Annotated in this window: 17 protein-coding genes; 15 read left to right on the forward strand and 2 right to left on the reverse strand. The window is 50.7% G+C overall.

Going from position 1 to position 21127, the window contains the following annotated elements; genetic code table 11:
- From ABH897_RS10010 to ABH897_RS10055, 10 genes are all read left to right on the forward strand, one after another.
- Positions 1-1209 carry an NAD(P)/FAD-dependent oxidoreductase gene (locus ABH897_RS10010; protein ID WP_404591797.1) on the forward strand — a complete coding sequence of 403 codons (1209 nt, stop codon included), beginning with the start codon at positions 1-3 and terminating at the stop codon, positions 1207-1209.
- Positions 1206-2207, forward strand: a complete 1002-nt coding sequence (locus tag ABH897_RS10015; protein WP_404591799.1) for a proline racemase family protein — start codon at positions 1206-1208, stop codon at positions 2205-2207. The genes ABH897_RS10010 and ABH897_RS10015 overlap by 4 nt, the downstream gene beginning before the upstream one ends.
- 153 nt (positions 2208-2360) lie before the next feature.
- Positions 2361-3248: a dihydrodipicolinate synthase family protein gene (locus ABH897_RS10020; RefSeq protein ID WP_404591801.1), complete on the forward strand. Its 888-nt coding sequence runs from the start codon at positions 2361-2363 to the stop codon at positions 3246-3248.
- A gap of 15 nt (positions 3249-3263) precedes the next feature.
- Positions 3264-4700 carry an aldehyde dehydrogenase family protein gene (locus tag ABH897_RS10025; protein ID WP_404591803.1) on the forward strand — a complete coding sequence of 479 codons (1437 nt, stop codon included), beginning with the start codon at positions 3264-3266 and terminating at the stop codon, positions 4698-4700.
- Entirely contained in the window at positions 4693-5004 is a 312-nt protein-coding gene (locus ABH897_RS10030) for a (2Fe-2S)-binding protein (protein WP_404520434.1), read from the forward strand. The genes ABH897_RS10025 and ABH897_RS10030 overlap by 8 nt, the downstream gene beginning before the upstream one ends.
- Positions 5001-5336, forward strand: a complete 336-nt coding sequence (locus tag ABH897_RS10035) for a (2Fe-2S)-binding protein (RefSeq protein WP_283654813.1) — start codon at positions 5001-5003, stop codon at positions 5334-5336. The genes ABH897_RS10030 and ABH897_RS10035 overlap by 4 nt, the downstream gene beginning before the upstream one ends.
- Entirely contained in the window at positions 5333-6556 is a 1224-nt protein-coding gene (locus tag ABH897_RS10040) for an NAD(P)/FAD-dependent oxidoreductase (RefSeq protein ID WP_404591805.1), read from the forward strand. Before ABH897_RS10035 ends, ABH897_RS10040 begins: the two co-directional genes overlap by 4 nt.
- A 67-nt stretch (positions 6557-6623) precedes the next feature.
- Positions 6624-8948, forward strand: coding sequence for a glycoside hydrolase family 127 protein (locus tag ABH897_RS10045; protein WP_404591807.1), 2325 nt, complete (start codon positions 6624-6626; stop codon positions 8946-8948).
- 436 nt (positions 8949-9384) lie between these two features.
- Positions 9385-10329 (forward strand): copper amine oxidase N-terminal domain-containing protein, encoded by a 945-nt coding sequence (locus ABH897_RS10050; protein ID WP_404591809.1) that lies wholly within the window; start codon positions 9385-9387, stop codon positions 10327-10329.
- Between the two features lie 4 nt (positions 10330-10333).
- The gene (locus ABH897_RS10055) at positions 10334-13561 is read left to right on the forward strand and encodes a DUF5704 domain-containing protein (RefSeq protein WP_404591812.1); all 3228 of its coding nucleotides are present in this window, start codon (positions 10334-10336) and stop codon (positions 13559-13561) included.
- Between the two features lie 69 nt (positions 13562-13630).
- Here the strand turns inward: ABH897_RS10055 and ABH897_RS10060 are convergent, their stop codons facing one another.
- On the reverse strand, positions 13631-14584 hold the full coding sequence (locus tag ABH897_RS10060) for a sugar-binding transcriptional regulator (protein WP_283654818.1): 954 nt from the start codon (positions 14582-14584) through the stop codon (positions 13631-13633).
- Positions 14585-14826: 242 nt separating this feature from the next.
- On the opposite strand from ABH897_RS10060, the gene ABH897_RS10065 reads away from it, so the two are divergent.
- The 5 genes from ABH897_RS10065 to ABH897_RS10085 are packed head-to-tail and all read left to right on the forward strand — an operon-like array spanning position 14827 to position 20376.
- Positions 14827-15561: an MBL fold metallo-hydrolase gene (locus ABH897_RS10065; RefSeq protein ID WP_283654819.1), complete on the forward strand. Its 735-nt coding sequence runs from the start codon at positions 14827-14829 to the stop codon at positions 15559-15561.
- 24 nt (positions 15562-15585) lie between these two features.
- Positions 15586-16452: a Cof-type HAD-IIB family hydrolase gene (locus ABH897_RS10070; protein WP_283654820.1), complete on the forward strand. Its 867-nt coding sequence runs from the start codon at positions 15586-15588 to the stop codon at positions 16450-16452.
- A 58-nt stretch (positions 16453-16510) separates the two neighbouring features.
- The gene (locus ABH897_RS10075) at positions 16511-17557 is read left to right on the forward strand and encodes an ABC transporter substrate-binding protein (protein WP_283654821.1); all 1047 of its coding nucleotides are present in this window, start codon (positions 16511-16513) and stop codon (positions 17555-17557) included.
- A gap of 3 nt (positions 17558-17560) precedes the next feature.
- The gene (locus tag ABH897_RS10080) at positions 17561-19330 is read left to right on the forward strand and encodes an ABC transporter permease (RefSeq protein WP_404520428.1); all 1770 of its coding nucleotides are present in this window, start codon (positions 17561-17563) and stop codon (positions 19328-19330) included.
- Positions 19327-20376 (forward strand): ABC transporter ATP-binding protein, encoded by a 1050-nt coding sequence (locus tag ABH897_RS10085; protein ID WP_283654823.1) that lies wholly within the window; start codon positions 19327-19329, stop codon positions 20374-20376. The genes ABH897_RS10080 and ABH897_RS10085 overlap by 4 nt, the downstream gene beginning before the upstream one ends.
- A gap of 162 nt (positions 20377-20538) precedes the next feature.
- Here the strand turns inward: ABH897_RS10085 and ABH897_RS10090 are convergent, their stop codons facing one another.
- Positions 20539-21090: an AraC family ligand binding domain-containing protein gene (locus tag ABH897_RS10090; protein ID WP_283654824.1), complete on the reverse strand. Its 552-nt coding sequence runs from the start codon at positions 21088-21090 to the stop codon at positions 20539-20541.
- Positions 21091-21127 lie beyond the last annotated feature (37 nt).

A 21127-nucleotide genomic window follows, 5' to 3' on the forward strand; every position in this document is an offset into this window, starting at 1 on the left:
ATGAAACACGATGCGGCAGATCTGGTCGTTGTAGGTGGCGGGATCATCGGAGCAGCGACCGCTTATTATGCAGCAAAATCCGGTTTGAAGGTCGTGCTGGCTGAGCGGGGGGAGATTGCTGGGGGCACTTCGTCCCGTTGTGATGGAAATATTTTAGCGATCGATAAGGAGCCGGGATTTGACAGCCGAATGTCGCTGGTATCGCAGGAGCTGGTGGCTGAGCTGGCCAGAGAACTGGAGGATGAGTTCGAGTACCGTGCGCCGGGCAGTATTTTGGTCTGTGAAAATGATCAGGAGATGCAGGCGGCAGAGCAGTGGGTGGCCCGTCAGCAGCAGGAGGGACTTCCGTTTCGCATGCTGGATCAGCAGGATCTGCAGGAGGAATGGCCTCATTTGGCTAAAGATTTGCCGGGCGGGCTGGAATGTGCGACAGATTCAACCGTGAATCCGGTGCTGATGACGTATGCACTGGCAGGGGCCGCACGTCGGATGGGAGCCAGATTACTGCCGCGTACGCCGATACATTCCGTCCTCAAGGACGAAGGGGGGAACGTCCGGGGTGTGGAGACGCCCCATGGCGTTATCCATGCTGGAGCGGTGGTGCTGGCGGCAGGCGTATGGACACGCAGCATCGGTCAATCACTCGGTCTCCACCTTCCGATTAAGCCGCGCAAAGGACATATTCTGGTGTCTGCCCGGATGCCCTCGATCGGGAACCGCAAGGTGATGGAGTTCGGGTATCTGATGAGCAAGTTTGGCGGGCAACGGAGTGTGGATGAGGTGTATGAAAAATACGGTGTAGCACTGGTATTCGAGCCGACAGCATCACAAAATATCCTGATCGGCAGCAGCCGCCAGTTTGCTGGCATGGATACAGGTGTGGATCAGCAGGTGATCCGGTTAATCGCCCGCAGAGCGATTCGCTTTTTTCCAGACTTGGCAAACGTGCCGCTGATGAGGGCGTATACCGGATTGCGTCCATGGACGCCTGATCACTTGCCGATTGTATCGGCGGTGGACGAAATACCGGGGCTGTTTATCGCCTCGGGCCACGAAGGAGACGGTATTAGCCTCGCAGCGGTTACGGGGAAGCTGGTGACCGAAATGGTGCGCGGCGAATCGACTTGCATTCCGGTGGAACCACTGCGATATGACCGATTTGGGGAGGCTTTTAGCAGCAGTCAGGTTCACGGGGAGGTAACCGGATGAGCATACCAGGCAAAATCACTACGATTGATACCCACACGGGAGGCAATCCGACGCGAACGGTCATTCACGGCGCGCCCAAGCTGGTGGGACATACGATGCTGGAAAAGATGACGTATATGGCAGAGCATCATGATGATTTTCGTCGTCTGCTGATGTTCGAGCCGCGTGGACATGAGGTCATGTCGGGCTGCATTTTAACAGAACCCTGTCATCCGGATGCCGATATCGGTGTGGTCTTCGTGGAGACAGGCGGCTACTTGCCGATGTGCGGCCACGATACGATTGGCGTATGCACGGCGCTGATGGAAGGCGGATTGATTGCTGCGGACAAAAAATCGATTTTGCTGGATACCCCGGCAGGCCCGGTTCAAGTGCTGTTGGATGTAGATGAGGGAAAAGTACAACAGGTGACATTCACGAACATTCCTTCTTTTGTTTACCGTCGGGAGGTAGAGGTGGATGTAGACGGCATCGGTCAAGTAACGTTGGATATTGCGTATGGAGGTAACTTTTATGGCATTATCGAGGCGGCTTCCATCGGTCTTGCGCTGGAGCAGAGCAATGGGGCAGAGATTGTACGGACGGCGGTGCGGATTCGGGAGGCAGTGAATGCTGTGATTGAGGTGGTGCATCCTGAAAATCCAGTCATCCAGGGACTGACGCATATTGAATTTTACGGGGAACCTGTGGCTTCGCAGGCCGATTGCCGTAATGTGGTCGTCATTCCACCTGGGGGCATCGACCGTTCGCCTTGTGGCACAGGAACCTCGGCCAAGGTAGCGGTGCTGCATGCCAAGGGAAAGCTGGGTTTGCATGAGGAGTTTGTGCATGAAAGCATCACTGGCTCCATGTTCCGGGCTGAAATTGTGTGTGAGACACAGGTAGGCCCTTATCCGGCAGTGGTTCCGCAAATTACCGGATCGGCTTGGGTGACGGGACATCATCAATTTGTGCTGGATCCCGAGGACCCGCTTAGAGAAGGATTTTTGCTTATGTGAGTATTTTGCATCAATCCAAAGAGCGGCTTTTCATCAGCAGTACATAGATCGGAATGATTCTATCCGTCTATATATTGTACCCGCGAGCGACTGGAATCGAATGATACAAAATGCTGAATATCAAAATAAAGATGGGAAAGGGTTGGTGAGCATATGGCACGTTTTGAAGGTGTATATGTGGCGTTGGTTACACCGTTCACGGCAGAGCTGGAGGTCGATTACAAACGTCTGACCGAGCTGTGCGAGCATCTGATTGCGAACGGCATTAGTGGACTGGTTCCTACGGGATCACTGGGAGAATATGCAGCTTTGTCCGCGGAGGAACGGTCACAGGTTGTGCATACGGTAATTGACGCTGCGGCGGGGCGAGTCCCGGTCGTTGTCGGCTCGGCGGCTCCATCCACCAGGCAGGCGGTGCATTGGGTACAGCATGCAAAGGATGCCGGAGCAGCTGGTGTCATGGCGCTGCCGCCCATTAATTACAATCCGCTGCCTCATGAGGTAACGGCCCACTATGAAGCATTGTCGGAGGTAGGCTTGCCCATCATCGCATACAATAATCCCCATGATTACAAGGTCGATATGACCCCGGATATCCTTGCGGACTTGTCACGCATTGAAAATATCGTAGCGGTTAAGGAATTCTCAGGTGATGTACGACGTATTCACGCTATTTTGGACCAGACCGAGCTGGAGGTCATGGTCGGAGTGGATAATCTGGCTATGGAGGGGGCGTTATTCGGCGCGACAGGCTGGATTTCGGGGGTACCTAATGCGTTGCCCAAGGAAGGGGTAGAGTTGTTCCAGCTTGCACAGGCAGGAAATATGGCGGAAGCTTCCGCTTTGTATCGCAGGCTGCTACCGTTGTTCCGCTATGATGCCAGCCCGCAACTCGTACAGTCCATTAAATACATGATGGAGCTGGCTGGTTTTCCGGTCGGCCCGACACGTCCGCCGAGACTTGCGCTGCCGCAGGCGGATTATGACCGCATTGGCGAAGCTTTTGAGGTGGCGGTTCGTCCGAGCGGGGTTTCATCCTGAATGGAGGTGAAGACGATGGAGAGCCGAAACTGGATTGGCGGTGAGTGGCTGAGTCCTTCAGGCGAAGAAATGGTCGTTCGCAATCCTTCCGTGCTGAAAGAGGAGGTGGGTGTCGTCCATTTTTCAGATACGGGCGATATTACACAGGCTGCGGAGGCTGCACGGCTTGCACAGGCGGGATGGTCGGCATTGAGTCCGGCAGCGCGGGGTGCTTATTTGTTCAAAGCAGCCGGGTTGCTGGAGGCGAGCGTGTCCGAATTGGCTGAGCTGGCCAGCCGTGAGATGGGCAAGCCGATTACAGAGATGCGCGGAGAGGTCATGCGAGGCGTCCATCTGCTCCGATACTATGCGGCAGAGGGCGTACGTTCCATCGGTACGGTTATTCCTTCGAATGAGCCGGGAGTGCTCCAGTACACGAAGCGCATTCCGCTGGGCGTAACGGCTGTCATTACGCCGTGGAATTTTCCGGTTGCCATTCCGCTCTGGAAAATCGCTCCTGCACTCTTGTGTGGAAACACGGTCATCTGGAAGCCTGCCGAACATGCGTCATTAACTGCAGTACGGGTCACGGAGCTGTTCGAAGCTGTACAGCTTCCACCTGGTGTACTGAACCTTGTCGTCGGGCAGGGCAGCCGCATAGGTGATGTCCTGCTGGAGCATCCGGCATTGGATGCAGTCAGCTTCACGGGTTCTACTGCTACAGGTTTGGGTATTGCCGAGCGATGCGCGCGTCGTAACATCAAGTACCAGACCGAGATGGGCGGTAAAAATGCCGCTATTGTGCTAAAGGATGCAGATATAGCGAAGGCGGTGGCGATGATTGCCAGCGGAGCTTTCCGATCAGCCGGGCAAAAATGTACGGCAACCAGCCGGGTGATCGTGGAACGGTCTGTCTATGAAACGTTTACGGAAGCATTGCGCCAAGCGGTGGAAAAAATTCAGATAGCCCCGGCGTTGGACCCCGGCGCGTATCTCGGACCTGTGGCATCCGCAGGTCAGTACGAGAAGGTCATGTCCTATGTCGCGCTGGCCCATCGGGAAGCAGATATTTTAGCTGAGGGCGGAGCCGCCGCCGGGACGGATAACGGATATTATGTGCGTCCGCTGGTGGCAGCCGGGCTGGATTCGTCACATCCGTTGATTCAGGAGGAGATTTTTGGCCCCGTGATCGGTGTCGTGCAGGCGGACGACTTCGAGGATGCGATTCGACTGTGCAATGACTCTATTTACGGGTTGAGCGCCTCGCTGTTCACCCGCGATTTGCGGCTCGCTCATCGGTTTCTGGATGAAGCGGACGCCGGAATGGTACGGGTTAATCAGGAAACGGCTGGTGTCGAATATCAGGCCCCGTTCGGCGGTTTGAAGCGATCCAGCTCACATACCCGGGAACAGGGGCAGGCGGCGCTGGATTTTTATTCAGCCATTAAAACCTGCGCGATCAGCTATGAATAAGCGGGCGGCGGGGCAGAGCGAGACGGTTGGGGCGTCAGGTCATTTGCTCGTATGTCGCTGCGAAGAAGTGAGTATGGCGCAGTTGGAGCAGGCCTGCCGCATGGGAGTGGATACGGTGCGCCAGCTTAAAATGGCTACGCGAGTCACGATGGGGGCGTGTCAGGGCAGGGTATGCCGACAATTGGTGGAGTCGTGGTTTTACAGTCAGTATCCCGCTGCCCGCCGGGAGGCGGAGCTGTTATCACAAAGGCCCCCGGTGCGTCCCGTAACGTTCGGTCAGTTGGCAGAGGGAGGTTCCCTATGAATCGTGCGCGTATTGTGAATCATCCTATTCTGGGGACGAAGCCGGAGCGGCGACAGGTGCCTTTCGTTTTCGACGGCCGCCCCATGCAGGGCTTGGCCGGAGAGCCACTCGCGGCTGCGCTGCTGGCAAGCGGTGTACGTTTGCTGAGAAGGCATGAGGAATCCGGCACAGCCAGAGGTATATATTGCGCCATTGGGCACTGTAACGAATGCCGCCTGACGGTTCATCCGCTCGGTACCGTCCGTTCCTGTCTGACCAAGCTGGAGGAAGGTATGGTGGTGGAAACCGGGCGTCAGCTTTCCAATGAAATCACAGGGAGAATTGTGACATGAATAAAATGGCGCATCTCATCGTCATTGGCGGGGGACCCGCCGGATTGTCCGCAGCGGCATCGGCCGCTGAGCAAGGGTTGCCCGTCACTGTGCTGGATGAATTTACGGAGCCGGGTGGACGTATGCCCGGACAATATCATGAGGAAGGCAGCAAAGGCTGGTGGGTCGGAAAACACGTATCGGATGAGCTGATTACCCGTTGCGTGGAGCTTGGGGTGGACATCCGCTGCGGCGTATCTGTGCATGGCATGGAGTATACCAAAACGTGGGAAATTTCCACCTCCCGTGGATTGTTCACTGCCGATTATGTATTGCTGGCGACCGGGGCTGCCGAAATTCCCGTTCCGCTAGACGGCTGGACGCTGCCGGGCGTAATGTCCATCGGAGCCGCGCAGGTGATGACCAACGTTCATTACGTCAAGCCGGGAGAACGTGGCATCATTGTAGGCATGAACGTACTGTCCATGGCAATTGCCCGAGAGCTGTCCGTCGCCGGGGTGAAGGTGGCGGCGATTACACTGCCGTGCGCCAATCCGCTGGCTGGTACGGCGGCAGATCCGACAGCCTCCGCCAAGCTGCTGCTACAGCTGTCGGGGTTGGCTCCCGCCGCCTGGATGCGTGCAGGCGGCAGGCTGGCAGCAGCGATGCGGATGGAGGGTCTCATCGCGCGCTGCTATCCCCACAGAGGTTTCCGTCTGTGGGATATCCCGATCCGTTTGCGGACGGCAGTGCTGTCCGTCAACGGGCAGGACCGGGTCGAATCTGTGACCCTGGTCCACGTTAAACCGGACGGCTCGCCTATTCCCGGCAGCGAGCGCGTCGAACCCGCCGACTTCGTGGCACTGAGCGGCGGATTGTATCCGCTCGCCGAGCTGGCGGCAGTAGCCGGGTGCAAATTCGTGTACAGCCCCGAGCTGGGCGGGCATGTTCCACTGCATGGTGAGCGAATGGAAACCTCGCTCAAGGGGCTGTATGTTGCCGGAAATATTACCGGCATCGAAAGCGGGCTGGTCGCCATGGCCCAAGGGCGATTAGCCGCCGCCTCCATGATTCAAGCCGCTGGCCTCAGCGGAGCCGACGGGGAACAGCGGGTACAGGAGGCGATCCGTGAGGTTCATTTTACAAGGAAAAACGCGCTGATCCAGTTTCATCCCGGCATTACAGAGGCAAGAACGCAGCTGTACCAGCAGTGGGGGCAAACCACTGGCAGCGGCGTGTAATGGCTGGTTGTACTGGATATGCGCTTTCTTTTTACATCCTAAATTCGCCTTAAAGGAGGAACGGAAGATGACACTCCAAGCAAAAGCCCATATGAAAGCAAGACCGTTCGCACTGAACGAGGTGGTGTTGGCTGAAGGTCCCTTCAAGCAGGCGATGGAGCTGAACCGATCCTATCTGTTGGAGCTTCAACCCGACCGTCTGCTGGCGCGTTTTCGGGAATATGCCGGACTTGCGCCCAAAGCGCCTCAATATGAAGGCTGGGAAGCCATGTCTATTTCCGGTCATACACTGGGACACTATTTGTCCGCTTGCTCCATGATGTATGCTTCGACGGGCGACGACCGTTTTAAAGAAATTGTACATTACATTACGGATGAGCTGGACGTTTGTCAAGAAGCGCATGGTGACGGGTATGTTTCCGGCATTCCGGGGGGAAAAGAACTTTTTGAAGAGGTGTCTGCCGGAAATATTCGTTCGAAGGGCTTTGACCTGAATGGTGCCTGGGCTCCCCTGTATACATTGCACAAGTTGTTCGCCGGTCTGCGTGATGCGTACCATTTAACAGGCTGTGACAAGGCATTGGCAGTAGAGTGCAAGCTGGCGGACTGGCTCGGGGGTATTTTGAAGCCGATGAGTGATGAACAGATGCAGCAGATGATGTTTTGTGAATATGGAGGCATGAATGAAGTATTAGCAGATTTGTACGCGGATACTGGAGAAGAGAGCTACTTGCGGCTGGCTGAGTGCTTCTGGCACAAGCTGGTGCTGGACCCGCTTAGCTCACAGGAGGATTGTTTACAGGGGATTCACGCCAACACGCAAATTCCGAAGCTGATCGGGCTTGCCAAGGAATATGAGCTGACGAATGATACGAAGCGCCGGGCGACGGTGGAGTTTTTTTGGGATCGGGTGGTGGATCATCATTCGTATGTCATTGGCGGCAATAGCTTTGGAGAATATTTTGGAGCGCCGGGTGGTTTAAATGATCGCATCGGGCCGCATACGACGGAGACGTGCAACACCTATAATATGCTCAAGCTGACCAACCATCTGTTTCAGTGGAATGTATCCGCTAAGGAGGCAGATTTTTATGAGCGGGGTTTGTTTAATCATATTTTGGCCTCTCAGGACCCGGTTCAGGGGGGTGTAACGTATTTTCTGTCGCTGGCGATGGGTGGACACAAGCATTTTGAAAGCAAGTTTGATGATTTTACATGCTGCGTTGGGACAGGGATGGAAAACCATGCGAGCTACGGCAGCGGCATTTATTTTCACGATCACGATAAGCTGTATGTCAATCAGTTCATTGCTTCCACGCTGGAATGGAAGGATACAGGCGTTACGCTAAAACAAAGCACGTCCTATCCAGATACCGATCATACGACGCTGGAAATTCAATGTGATCAACCTGCCGAATTTATGCTGCTCGTCCGCTATCCTTATTGGGCTGAAAAAGGGATCACCATCCGCGTAAATGGCAAGGAACAAGCGGTCGTATCGGAACCGGGCAGCTTCGTCACTATCGCCAGAACGTGGATTGACGGCGATGTTGTAGAGGTGACGATTCCGATGTCGCTGAGACTGGAGCAGATGCCGGATAACCCTGACCGGGCGGCTGTCATGTATGGACCGCTGGTACTGGCAGGGGACCTCGGTCCCATAGCTGATCCCAAGGCCAGGGATTTCCTGTACACACCCGTATTCATTCCCGAAACGGATAAGCTGGATGCCTGGATCCAACCCGTGGAGGGCAAAACGAACACATTTCGCACTTTGGATGCAGGCCACCCCCGGGATGTGGAATTGTCTCCTTTGTATAAAATACATGACCGCACCTATTCCGTATATTGGGACATCTTTACACCGGAAGCGTGGCAGGAGGCAGAAAAGGAATACACAGCGGCACGTGAAAAGCTGGCTGTTCTAGAGCAGTGCACGATTGACTTCGCCCAACCCGGAGAAATGCAGCCGGAGCGGGATCATAACTTTCAGGGAGATGCTTCGACTCGCACCGGATATGTAAACAACCGACCTTACCGAAATGCGGGCATTGACGGCTGGTTTTCTTTTGATCTGAATACAGATCCGGCTGCTCTGATGCTGTTGGTCATCACCTATACAGCTACGCTGGAAATGCCAAACTGCGGTTTTGATATTTTGATTAACAGTCATCCGCTTGAGCATTTTAGTGAAGGCTTTGATGAGGCCGACAAGTTTTACAACGTAAATGCCGCCATTCCGGCAGCATATCTGGAGGGCAAGGATAAAGCGACAGTAACCTTCAAAGCCAAGCCGGGACAGCGTATTCGCAGATTGTTTGGCCTGAGAATGGTTAATAAAGATGTGTATGAGCAGCTATATCAAGCAGGTAGTTCAGGTGTGCATGAATGATATTTGAGATGTTTTGTGAGAAAAAGTAACGTTTGATTTTTAGTCGATTATGATTTATGATGAAAGAAATATTGGATGATGCTGGAACAATCATTATGATTTGAACTTATATATTCATCGTTTTTTGCGCGTGAAGCACACGGGCTGTTTCTTCCTTACAGGGGAGAGGCAGCCCTTTTTTGTTGAGATTTTTGGGAAATGTAACTACTTGAAGGAGTTAGTCTTCTGATATTAGGGGAATAAAACTTTGGTCAATGTAGTCTGGCTTTTTTAGAAGGCTTTATATTAGAAGTTTTTCTTATAGATTTTGTGATAGGGAAACCATATAATATATAAGTTGTATCCAGTATTTTCCGAAAGTGGGGATGCGATAAATTCGTGGTCTTTGGGCTGATATACATAGTTCATAGTTTAAGCAGACAAAGGGGATAGAGAGATGAGTATGAAAAAATGGGTGTTGAGTTTGACCACAGTCACGTTGCTTTGGGGAGCAACAAGTACAATTCCAACGATGGAAGCAGCAAGCAGTTCCAAACCGATTGAAGTCTTATTGAATGCGAAAAAAATACAGTTCCCGGATGCTAAGCCTTTTCAGGATGAGAACGATTATGTGATGGTTCCGATTCGTTTTGTATCCGAAGCGCTGGGGGCTAAGGTAGGCTGGGAGAAAAATGGTGGCCAGTTGGCTGTGTCGATTAAGAATGACGCACATGCGGTCAACATGACGGTTGGACAGAACACGGCTACCGTGGATGGACAGACTAAAACATATGAGACGAAGATTATTTTGAAGCAGAACCGTACTTTTGTACCATTACGGCTAGTAAGTGAAGGCTTGGGGCAAACGGTGGAATGGGATAAGGTCAGCCGCTGGGTGTGGATTGGGAAGAAGGAGATTGCCGCGCTGGAGGATACGGGGCATCAGGCGGTGAGCATTGAGCCTTACAAGAAGGCGATTAACTCGATACCGAACCTCATCGATGATGTTGCAGGTAAGCCGTACGACAAAGTAGTGATCTTCAAGCAATCTGATTTGCCTATTAAGCTACTGAACGATATTTATTCTGTTGAACCTTACACGGCTCCTAGCGGCGTACCATATCTACAAATAAGGGTAAAAACGAAGTCTACAGCAGGCAGCATTTTTTTCATTACCAAATACAATGATACCCGTCTTCGCGCTCCTTTTAGAGCAATGACAAAAGACAATGAGGATGGTACAAAGATGATCTATTACCCAATTTATTCGTCTGGAGACGAACTCTTTCAAAGCATAAAAAATTACAAATCTTTTAAACTCCAAGACATTGAATATATTGCATTCGGATTAGCGTCAAGGGAGTATATTCCGATGATGGTCAACCCATGGAAAGGTAATTAAGCGTATGAAGAAGGTACAACGCATTCTGGCCGTATTGCTGGTGGGGGTACTGCTACTGTTGCAGCTCCCACCTTTTTCATTTCCTATGGACAAGGCGACAGCTGACACGGAAATTACGCCGCTGTCTTATTATGCAGATAAGAATGACCGCTACTTTGTCGGCATGATGTACTTCGACATGTGGAAGAATACTGCGGGGAAATGGGTTACAGACGGCGGCAAGGAACCTTATAAGAACATGCAGGGTGAAGCTACATTCACCTATAAATTTAGTTTTCCGGGTCGTAAAATCAAGGCAGTGACAGCAAGCCTGTATACGAAAAATGACAATGAGAATCACCCGGAATATTTTAGAGAATCTCGTTCTGATAACTACGAACAATATGCCTACTCGATGAGTAAAGGCACAGATTATGACAAAGATGTTCGCACTTTCCAGAAAAAAGGGATTGGTACGGATACCACGATTATTCCGATTACAGTAAACATAAGGTTGAATCCAGAAGTACGAGCTGAAAACATCAAGGAAGAGTCATGCCCCACCTGCGCAAAAGAAGTTGAAGCCTGGCGTATCTACCAGCCCATCCTCTTCAAGATCGAACTGGACAGTGGACTCATCGTCAAGCATTTTACTACTGATGGAAAATCTCTTAACAACGTATTTACACCAATCGAAGATGAGCTAAAACCTGATCAATCGTATGATTTCACCCCACCAACCGATCCCAGATATGAGTATGTTGGCTACAAAAAAAGCACTACGGGTAAACCGCCCATCGGAGACATTTTGCCGGGAAATGTACCCGGATTTACCTATAACGGCTCTTTCAAGCAGTTTACAGCTTACTTATATTATAAGGAGATAGAGACGATAGAGCAGCCCCCAACAGGAGTCACCTGCACTCGACCTACGCCTAGCGGTAGCCAGTCGGATAAATACCTCGACCCAATGGCTTCAGGTGTTATTAAAGCCGATCAGCGAGGCGCGTCACGGTTTGATGTAGCCAAGGGTATTCCAACCTCCGAAAGCCTGTACGGAAACGTGCTGGCCCGTAATTATCTGTTCCAGAATACCTTTCAGCAGCTCAAGGGCGAATGTACCTACAACGTCAAGCTGAAGCGCACTTATGATCTGGAATGGGAAGATATCAACGACACCAGGCATATGAAGGTCGTGGAGTATTACAAATACGAAATTGTAAAACCGTACTCTTACTGGACGATCGGCAACCTCGAAGTGTACGGCATCAAGAACGCGCAGCTCCGCAACTATGCTCTGCCGGGAGGAAGCATTACGATTCCACCGCGTAACTATACGCCGCCAGCGCTGGAATCTGCGACCAATGGGAAATACTATCCGGCCCCTTCGCCGGGGATTATCGACGGCGGTTCACTTTATATTTATGGCGGCAAGAGTATGCCGAAGGTGCCCAATGAACAAAGGTCACTGGAGCCTGTGGCCCAGAAGGCTACACCAGACGTAGAGGTGGAGAACGATACCGTGAAATTCAACGGTCAAACGATCATGGACCACCAGCGTGTCAAGGAAAAGGGCCCTACTCCTGGCAAAATCCCTGAACCCGTAAAAATCGGGCCGGATACCCTGTACAGCCCGGGCCATGTGATTGAAAAGCACAAGACAAATAAGCCCAATACGCCTAGTAGCGGTGATATCACCTATACCATTCTCAAAGGAAATATCAATGGCGGTGCAGATAAGATTTTGCCGATCCAAGGGATCAATACCGTGACCGTCCATACGCCCGTGGTGAATCTTTCAAGTGTGTCAGACGATACGGCCCACAACCAGAAAACCCAACCGACGAAAGGTCGATCGGCGCTCATTCTGGAACGTCCTTTCCGCGTGACGATTTCAACGGCGGGCCCGCATCTGAATATTCCCGGCTATGGTGATCGGGAGTATGCCAAATATGTGCGAACCAAGCAGGTGCGATTTCCGTTCGATGTGTACGACAAGGGGAAAACTCAGTTCTATCCGCGTGGAACCTGGATCGACATTCCGGTAAGGCAACTGGACACAGACTTCTATTTGCCCGTATGGGTGGATGAAGGGAATTATGCCGTCGAGTTTCGAACTATTGCGGAAAACGCACCGGACGGGTTCACCGAACAGCGCCATGCGAATACGGACCTTGCCCATCATGTTGCGAATGATGGGGTAGAGATCGAGGTCATCGGACGGATGTATGATTTTCATATCACGGATATTGCCGACTACCATTGGGAGCGGGTTTTCCGACAGCACAAAGGAAGCCCGGTGCATAGTGGTCTGTCCTATTGGACGGGACTAGGGAACATCGACGGACTGCCAAGGGGGAATCAGGAGCCGTTTACCTTGCCTGTCCGCCCTGGCAGTCATCCGCATGAAGGCTACCAAAATGTGGCGATCAAGACAGGCTACCACTTCAAGTTTGACCTCAAAACGAAAGGGAATATGTTCAGCGCCAAGGATGGTATCCGCATCACGCCATCATTCTATTGGGTGAGCAAAGATGGTCGTCAGCGAGAAGAGGTGGAGCTGTATACACATGCGGGAAGCCGCAAGTTCATCCGCTTGGGATCGGCGGAGGATCGGGAGAAGCGATATGTCATTTTGAATGAGCGGCTGCGCAATGTACCGACGGAGGAAATGCAGGATACAGCAGCCTACCAATACAAGCATGAGCTGAGTGAAGCACAGCGGAGCCAGTCGACGCTGGAACGCTATGTTTCCCTCTATGCCCAGCGTATCACGCGCAGCAAGACATGGATCGGCCGCTATGATTGGCTGGTGCTGCCTGCGGCGGTCCGTACCTTGATCGGTCCGAAGATGGACCTGCCGGATGGGGTCGATGTTGACCGTGCCAATGCGTCGATTCAGCGCTGGTACGGCGAATACAGCCTGCCTGCTGATGTGTACGCAGTCCCTAAAGGGGCGGATTTACGTGAAGAAGGCCGTCACAGAGAGCTAAACGAACATGCGAGCATATTCAAGAAAACGGGCTATATCGTGGTTCGATTCAACTTGGAGTCGCTCCGTCAGGGGGATACCGAGCATCCACATTTGCAGTATATTAACGGCCCGTTGCTGAACCAGTGGCAAATGGAAGGCTACCGAAGAGAAGTAAAAGACCCGTACGGGCAACCCTTTCATTTGCAGGATGGGGATGTGGTGTTTTATCATGCGGATCAATCGAGCCGGGATGATTTCAGCTCCTTCGTTCCACATTAGAACTGGGGAATACAGTTGATTGGTTCTTTGCGAAAAACGGACAATGGAAATCATTCCACTGTCCGTTTTTTACATCCTTTTTTGAGCTTGCACGATGATTTTCGCGCTTGCTTCATCTGTAATGAGCATATTGATGAATCGACCTCTTAAAGCAGCCAGGATGCAATCAATTTTGTGCAGGCCAAAGGCCATACCCACGACGGTTTTTGTCTTTTTCAATTGATCCAGTCCCAACCCGATGACTTTATTATTAATTGGATGCTCATTGACCTTACCATCCCGGTTAATGAACCGGGAATTGATATCGGCGACAATGTGCATCGCTTTCAATTCGGTGAGTACCTGCTCATTTAAATAACCGGATCTTTCCATGGTGGACATGGAGAACGGATTGCCGATGCCAACCAGCGCCAGATCAATTTGTTCTCCTTCCTTCAAAACCTCAGCAATATTGGGAAGTTGAATGATTTGGTTCTTTAATTCTTCCGTTTCTACGACGGCGGGTGCATACAGTGTGTCGCATGTGACCCCGAGCTTTTTAGATAGCTCATAAGCGATCTGATTGGAATGCATCTCATTCCGATGATTGCCTGTTCCGCCAACCAGAGGAATGATTTTGACGTTCTCTTTTTTCTCTATTGGAAACTCTCTGACCATATGATATAACGTATTTCCCCAAGAAACCCCGATGCGATCGCCATTCTTGATCAACTTGAGAACAAATTGGGCTGCGGCCTTCCCGACAGCACTTGAAAGCATCTCTTTATTCAAATCTTTAGTAGGTACGACCAACACTTGCTTTAGCTTAAATAGCTGCTCGATTTCCTTCTCCAATGTGGAGATTTCATGATCGTCATCATGAATGACGATTTCAATAATTCCCTCTTCGCGTGCCCGATGCAGCATCTTGGAAATCATGGGTCTTGATACGCCGATCTTCTCTGCAATTTTTTCCTGCGTCCATGATTCGTAATAGTACATTTTGCAAACCTTCACCAACATTTTGCGTTCTTCTATGTTCACATATAGTCCGCCTTTATCGTAATAATGCCGCACACACCCACTATAAATTGGAATCTGGCAGAGAGTCAAGCGACGTGAAAATACCTTATTTTTGCTTTACTTAGATTTGACATTTGCTTAACACTGCCCAAATAGAGGCTGATTACAATTGTAACTGTTCGTAACATTTGTAACCAAGGATCGGCAACCCCCTAAATAAACATTGCGGAAAGCTGAAACAAGAACTGGGTCGAGGTGCACACATGAATGTGAAAATACTAGGCTACTGGGGGGGATATCCCACGGCTGGTGGGGCAACGGCAGGTTATCTGGTAACCACGGCAGAAGGGCAAATTTTGCTCGATTGCGGTAGCGGAGTGATGAGCCGTTTTTCTTTTGAGACGAGAGTGGAGGAATTATCGGGGGTTATTTTGTCTCATTTGCACCATGATCACATGGCGGATATGGGGATTCTCCAATATGCAGCGGCAGGGGCAATCCGAAATGGACGTATGCCTCACCGGTTGGCTTTGTATGCCCCGGCTGAACCTGCTGACAAGCTGAGCTCCTTGTATGAAACGCATACGGATATCCATGTTATTGATCCGAAAAAGAAGTTGTATATGGCTGGGGCGGAAATAGAGTTTGTACCTGTAGAGCATACGATACCTTGCTATGCGGTCAAGATCACATACCGTGGCAAAGTACTCGTATATTCCGGTGACACATCTTATTGTGATGCTTTAATCCAGCTGGCGAAGGATGCTGACATCTTTTTATGTGAGGCCACCATCTGTAAAGGCAGTGTACACACTACGGGGGCGGGCCACATGGATGCGATTCAGGCTGGAATGATTGCCGGGCAGGCCAATGTCAAAAAACTCGTCCTGGTGCATCTGCCGGGTGACGGTAACCTGGAGCTGATGCGACAGGAAGCGAGCCAAGCCTTTGGTGGCCCTGTCGATTTACCTGAACCCTCCCGTCTGTATTGGGTCTAATTGTGAAAATGGAGGAACGGCTACATGTATAAACTTCTCGCCCTTGACATGGACGGAACCTTGCTCAATCCAGACAAGATGATTACGACGGAAACAAGGCATTCCATACAAGCACTCATGCAGGCTGGTGTAAAAGTAACTATCGCATCCGGACGATTTCCGGCATCCGTATGGCTGCATGCAAGAGCAGCAGGGATGAATTTCCCGCTGATTGCCCTGAACGGCGCGGTTACGCTGGACGCTGAAACCGGAAATATTTTTGCTGGAAGTCCTTTGCATAGAGCAGATGCATTCCAACTGGTGCAGGCTGTACATGGGGCCGGGGCGTACGTACATTTTTACGGCTACAATAAACTTTTTGTTCAGGAGCTTAACGATATGAATACCCGCTGGCCTCTCGCCAACGTGGTAGTTCAGCCGGATAAAGCTTTAACTAAGGAAAATTACAAGGATCAAACTGCACTAATTCGGGTAGAGCCGATTGAAAAGAGCATGCAATATTTCATTGAATCCACAGACGAGCCTTTGTACAAGGCTGCTGTCATATGTGATGACAGGGATGTGCTGAAACGGCTATATGTTGAATTGCATAGTTGGGGTGTATTCCAGCTGACACGAACCGGCAGTCGTCGATTTGATGTGAATGCAGCGGGAATCAGCAAGCGAGTTGCACTGGAACAGCTGTGCAGGGAGCAGGACATTGTTCCTTCCGAGGTGGCAGCAGCAGGTGATTATGATAATGATATCGAGATGCTGCGTTGGGCAGGACTTGGTATCGCTATGGGCAACGCTAACGAGCAGGTGAAGGCGATTGCCAGGGTTGTGACAGGCAGCAACAGCGAAGATGGAGTGGCTGAGGCGATTCACCGTTACTTGCTCAACAGATCATAATTATAAGTTCATCACGACATTAACGATCAGATTTTATACACAAAGGGAGCGATCATCTGTGATTAATATTAAAAAAAGCTTGGTATGGCCCGCTTTGGCGGCACTGCTCGTATTTAGTGGATGCTCGGCACAGGGACAACAGACGTCTACAGAGGGCAGCGGTGAGAGCACAGCAACGTCGACGGGGATTTCAGGCAGTCTTTCCTTCTACACCTCACAGCCGGAAGAGGATGCAACCAAGCTGACAGCAGCATTCAATCAGAAGTATCCAGATGTTAAAGTGAACATTTTCCGTTCTGGAACAGAGGAGGTCACTAGCAAAATTCAGGCTGAACGCCAAGCGGGTCAGACTCAGGCAGATATATTGCTGCTCGCTGATGCTGTAACCTTTGAAAGTCTCAAAAAGGAGAACCTTTTGCAAGCCTACAAATCACCTGAACTGGCGAACATTCCTACAGAGCTTGCAGACCCTGATGGTATGTATACCGGGACCAAAGTCTTGGCAACTGTGCTGGCAAGCAATACCCAAAAGGTAACCGCAGCTCCAACCTCTTGGAAGATACTTACATCTGCGGATAGCAAGAATGCAAGCATTATGCCAAGTCCGCTCTATTCAGGTGCGGCAGCGTATAATGTGGGCGTATTTAGCCGTACGGAAGGCTTTGGCTGGGATTTTCTCCAGAGTATGAAGGATAACGGTATGTCTGTAATCAAAGGAAACGGGGCTGTCATGAAGGCGGTAGCCAGCGGCGAGAAATCCTACGGAATGGTCGTGGATTATCTGGTTGCACGGGAAAAGGCCAAGGGGTCACCTGTGGAGCTGAGCTATCCGGAAGAGGGTGTGCCAATCATCACAGAGCCGATTGCAATTATGAAAGATGCGCACAATACGGCGGCAGCTCAGGCTTTTGTGGACTTTGTGTTGTCGGAGGATGGGCAGAAGCTGGCTGCGGAAATTGGCTATGCGCCTATTCGTAAAGGTGTTGCGGCTCCAGCAGGCTTGAAGGGGATATCGGACTTGAAGGTGCTCTCGTCTGATCTTGTGAAGCTGACGGACGAGCGTGAAGCAGACAAGCAGCAATTTATTAAAGTGTTTGGCCAATAACGCATGGGACGAGTCAAGATAGAAAAAGCAAAACCGTACGAGCAGTCTCAACTGAAATACGGACAAGGGCGACAACCTTTGTCCGTGCTCTCCCGGTTAGTTTGGAAAAAAGGAATGATCACAGGGCTTGGTGCTATAGCGGTATTCCTATTTTTTGTACTTCCGATTCTGAAGCTGATCTTGCTCAGTTTTCAGGGAGAACAGGGTTTGTCGCTTGCGAACTATTCAGGATTGCTGAAACAGGAACGCTTCTGGAACACAGTACGTAGCACAGTAATGATCGTGGCGGGTTCTACTGTATTGTCGCTCGCGCTCGGGGCCATGTCCGCCTGGCTGATCGCTTATACGGATATTCCTCGCAAGAGGCTACTCCATTTGGCAATTTTAATGTGCTTTATTTTACCATCCTACGTACTCACCTTATCATGGTCTTCCTTTATGGGTACGCAAGGCTGGGTAGCCAAGCTATTACAGTGGTTTGATCCTGGATTAACGCCCTGGAGCATGTACAGTATGGGCGGTATTATCTTTGTCATGGGGATTCATCATTTTCCATTAGTGTATATGTTCACGCTGGATGTATTCAGAAAAATTCCCCGCGATCTGGAATGGGCAGCAAGAACGGGGGGAGCTAGTAAAATAGAAACGTTTCGCCGAATTACACTCCCATTGTCTCTGCCTGGATTGACGGCTGGGGGGTTACTGGTATTTCTGGCTTCTATGGACAATTTCGGCATCCCGGCTTTCTTGGGAACACCCGTAAACATATCGGTACTTAGTACATTGATCTACGAGGAGATTATCGGGTTCGGTCCATCGGCCTTTGCGCGTGGAGCTTCACTGTCTGTGTTACTGGGACTCGCGGCGGTGCTGGGGAGCCTGTTGCAATGGCTGCTGCTCCGTAAAAGCCACGCTTCGGACACCATCCAGCCGGATCATACACCTCGATATACGCTGGGTAAATCCAGCAAGGGGGTATCTGTATTAGTATGGGCTTTTCTGCTGCTGGTTACGGTAGTGCCTCTGTCTTCCATGCTGTCGATGTCTTTGAAAAAAGCCTACGGACTCGGTCTGACAGCGTCCAATATGACGTTAGGCAATTATCGCTACATTTTGTTTGAAAATCCGAGAGTTTGGCAAGCGATTCAGAATAGCCTGACGCTATCACTGATTACGATGCTGGTCTGTCTGCTGATCGGTTCCTGCTTCGCTTATATGCGTGTGCGCAAGCCTTCACGCCTGAATAAGATAGCTGAGCTTGCCACTGCCGTTCCATATACGTTGCCAGGCATTGTTTTTGCTTTATCCATGATACTGGTCTGGATGGAACCCGTTCCTGGTTGGAATCCAGGAATTTATGGAACCATGGGTATTCTGTTCATAGCCTATATATGCCGCTTTATGATTTTACAGATTCGCTCCGGTATTACAGCTTTTATGCAGGTGGATGCTTCTATGGAGGAGGCAGCACGCATATCGGGAGCTGGCTTCTGGCGCAAGTGGACGGCGGTTCTTCTTCCGCTGGTGCTGCCGGGGATTTTGACCGGAGGGCTACTGGTATTTCTGACGGCATTGACGGAGCTGACTGTGTCAGCATTACTTTATTCATCCGGTTCACAGACGATAGGAGTCACCATATTCAGTTTTGAGCAGGCCGGGGAGACCCTTTATTCTACTGCATTGTCTAGTCTGATCGTCGTTCTCATCGCGGCCGGGGGAGCCATTGTGCTGCTTGTTCAGAAATGGGCGACACGTAAGGGAGTGCGATCATGAGTATTGAAATAAAACAAATCAGCAAATCCTTTGCCAGCGCTCAGGCGCTTCATGTGATTGATTTAACCATTGAGGATGGCGAGTTTGTGGCGATTTTGGGACCATCCGGGTGCGGGAAAACAACACTTCTGCGTATCCTTGCCGGATTCGAGCAGCCTAGCTCCGGGCACATCAGCATGAATGGTAATATCGTAGCCGGAAATGGTATTCAGTTACCGCCGGAAAAAAGGCGTATCGGCATGGTTTTCCAGTCCTTCGCCTTGTGGCCACATATGAATGTGGCAGAGCATGTTCGTTTTCCAATCCGTACGCACAAAGAAACGCCTGCGCATATTAAGCAACATGAGCAGGAGCGGGTAGAGCAGGTGCTGGAGCTTGCGGGTCTTTCGCATTTGGCCTCCCGTATGCCGCATGAGCTGTCGGGCGGTCAGAAACAGCGGGTGGCGATTGCGCGTGCGATTGCCTCCGAGCCATCGCTGTTGCTGATGGATGAGCCGTTGAGCAGCCTGGATGCTATGCTTCGTATGGATATGCGACGTGAAATACAGGATGTTCACCGCAGAACTGGCTCTGCAATTGTTTATGTAACACATGATCAGGGAGAGGCATTGGCTATGGCGGACCGCATTGTTGTGATGAAGGAAGGACGTATTGAACAAGTAGGTACTCCACAGGATATTTATTTGCGCCCGCAGACCGAATTTGTCGCCAAGTTTGTGTCCAAAGCCAACCTTGTCGAAGGCCAGTGGATCAATAACCGTTTTATACCGGAAGGCAGCGTGAATACAGCATGGTCGGGATTGCCGATTAGCACGTATTTTAAAACACATGGACTGTATCCTGTGCGGCCTGATCAGTTCTCTCTTGCAAGAGAGGGTGAACAGGGAATCCCGGCGGAAATTGCCAATGTACAGTTTCAGGGTAAAGAATTTCATTATAATATTCGTAGCGGTACGCGACATTGGGAGGTCATATCGCCCTTGTCCTTTCAGTTAAATGAGAAGGTATCCTTGAGTCTTGCCTCTGGTGCAGAGCTGGAGGAATGATTTTTTCAAACCTGAGCATTTTGCATGAAGCATTGGGAATCGAATTATGCAAAATGCTAGCCTAAAAAAGCTTACTCGATGAGAGATTCCTTCTATCCATCAGTGAGCTTTTTTTAATATATTTATCTGTAAAATACGATACATTCATAGCGAGCACATACGTCATATTGGTAAACTACGAGCGTGAATAGGCAAACTTTTTGCGGAACAGGGAAGGGGAAATGCCCTCTCTTCTGGAAAAACAGGACGAAAATGCGATGCATGATGAAAACCGATTTCTTCTGAAATGCGGGCAATGGACCATGGGGTTTGCAGCAAAAATTCCATCGGGGTCATACCATATACCTTGAGCATGCTTTTAGTATGTTTTTGAAGTAGATGTGTCTCACTGTCCAGACATTCGTCCATATTCGCACATTCTCTCCAACTGTCGTAGGTCTGAAAATGAATCCAAAAAATTTCCGTATGTACCGGGCAAGAGGCTGCACCATAATGATCGGCATCCGGCCTGAGAGTGAGAGCATCGCCTGCGGTCAGTGTCCATTCCCTGTCGTTTTCACCGATAGACAGATTTCCCTCAACGACGACGATCAGATCAAACGCCCCGATATTACTTCGACTAATATGAGATTCACCAACAGGATAAGTGGCACGACCGCAGTCAACAAAATAAGGGATCGGCGGAGTCACAAAGTGTAATACATGTGAGATCACGCACAGCACCTCCAATTTGGATTGGAAATCCTGTCTT

It is taken from the genome of Paenibacillus sp. RC73 (assembly GCF_044908085.1).
Taxonomy (GTDB): domain Bacteria; phylum Bacillota; class Bacilli; order Paenibacillales; family Paenibacillaceae; genus Paenibacillus; species Paenibacillus terrae_A.

What these genes read in the sequence shown, in the direction of transcription:
- ABH897_RS10010 (WP_404591797.1), top strand. Translation starts at nt 1, where the DNA reads ATGAAACACGATGCGGCAGATCTGGTCGTTGTAGGTGGCGGGATCATC.
- ABH897_RS10015 (WP_404591799.1), top strand. Translation starts at nt 1,206, where the DNA reads ATGAGCATACCAGGCAAAATCACTACGATTGATACCCACACGGGAGGC.
- ABH897_RS10020 (WP_404591801.1), top strand. Translation starts at nt 2,361, where the DNA reads ATGGCACGTTTTGAAGGTGTATATGTGGCGTTGGTTACACCGTTCACG.
- ABH897_RS10025 (WP_404591803.1), top strand. Translation starts at nt 3,264, where the DNA reads ATGGAGAGCCGAAACTGGATTGGCGGTGAGTGGCTGAGTCCTTCAGGC.
- ABH897_RS10030 (WP_404520434.1), top strand. Translation starts at nt 4,693, where the DNA reads ATGAATAAGCGGGCGGCGGGGCAGAGCGAGACGGTTGGGGCGTCAGGT.
- ABH897_RS10035 (WP_283654813.1), top strand. Translation starts at nt 5,001, where the DNA reads ATGAATCGTGCGCGTATTGTGAATCATCCTATTCTGGGGACGAAGCCG.
- ABH897_RS10040 (WP_404591805.1), top strand. Translation starts at nt 5,333, where the DNA reads ATGAATAAAATGGCGCATCTCATCGTCATTGGCGGGGGACCCGCCGGA.
- ABH897_RS10045 (WP_404591807.1), top strand. Translation starts at nt 6,624, where the DNA reads ATGACACTCCAAGCAAAAGCCCATATGAAAGCAAGACCGTTCGCACTG.
- ABH897_RS10050 (WP_404591809.1), top strand. Translation starts at nt 9,385, where the DNA reads ATGAGTATGAAAAAATGGGTGTTGAGTTTGACCACAGTCACGTTGCTT.
- ABH897_RS10055 (WP_404591812.1), top strand. Translation starts at nt 10,334, where the DNA reads ATGAAGAAGGTACAACGCATTCTGGCCGTATTGCTGGTGGGGGTACTG.
- ABH897_RS10065 (WP_283654819.1), top strand. Translation starts at nt 14,827, where the DNA reads ATGAATGTGAAAATACTAGGCTACTGGGGGGGATATCCCACGGCTGGT.
- ABH897_RS10070 (WP_283654820.1), top strand. Translation starts at nt 15,586, where the DNA reads ATGTATAAACTTCTCGCCCTTGACATGGACGGAACCTTGCTCAATCCA.
- ABH897_RS10080 (WP_404520428.1), top strand. Translation starts at nt 17,561, where the DNA reads ATGGGACGAGTCAAGATAGAAAAAGCAAAACCGTACGAGCAGTCTCAA.
- ABH897_RS10085 (WP_283654823.1), top strand. Translation starts at nt 19,327, where the DNA reads ATGAGTATTGAAATAAAACAAATCAGCAAATCCTTTGCCAGCGCTCAG.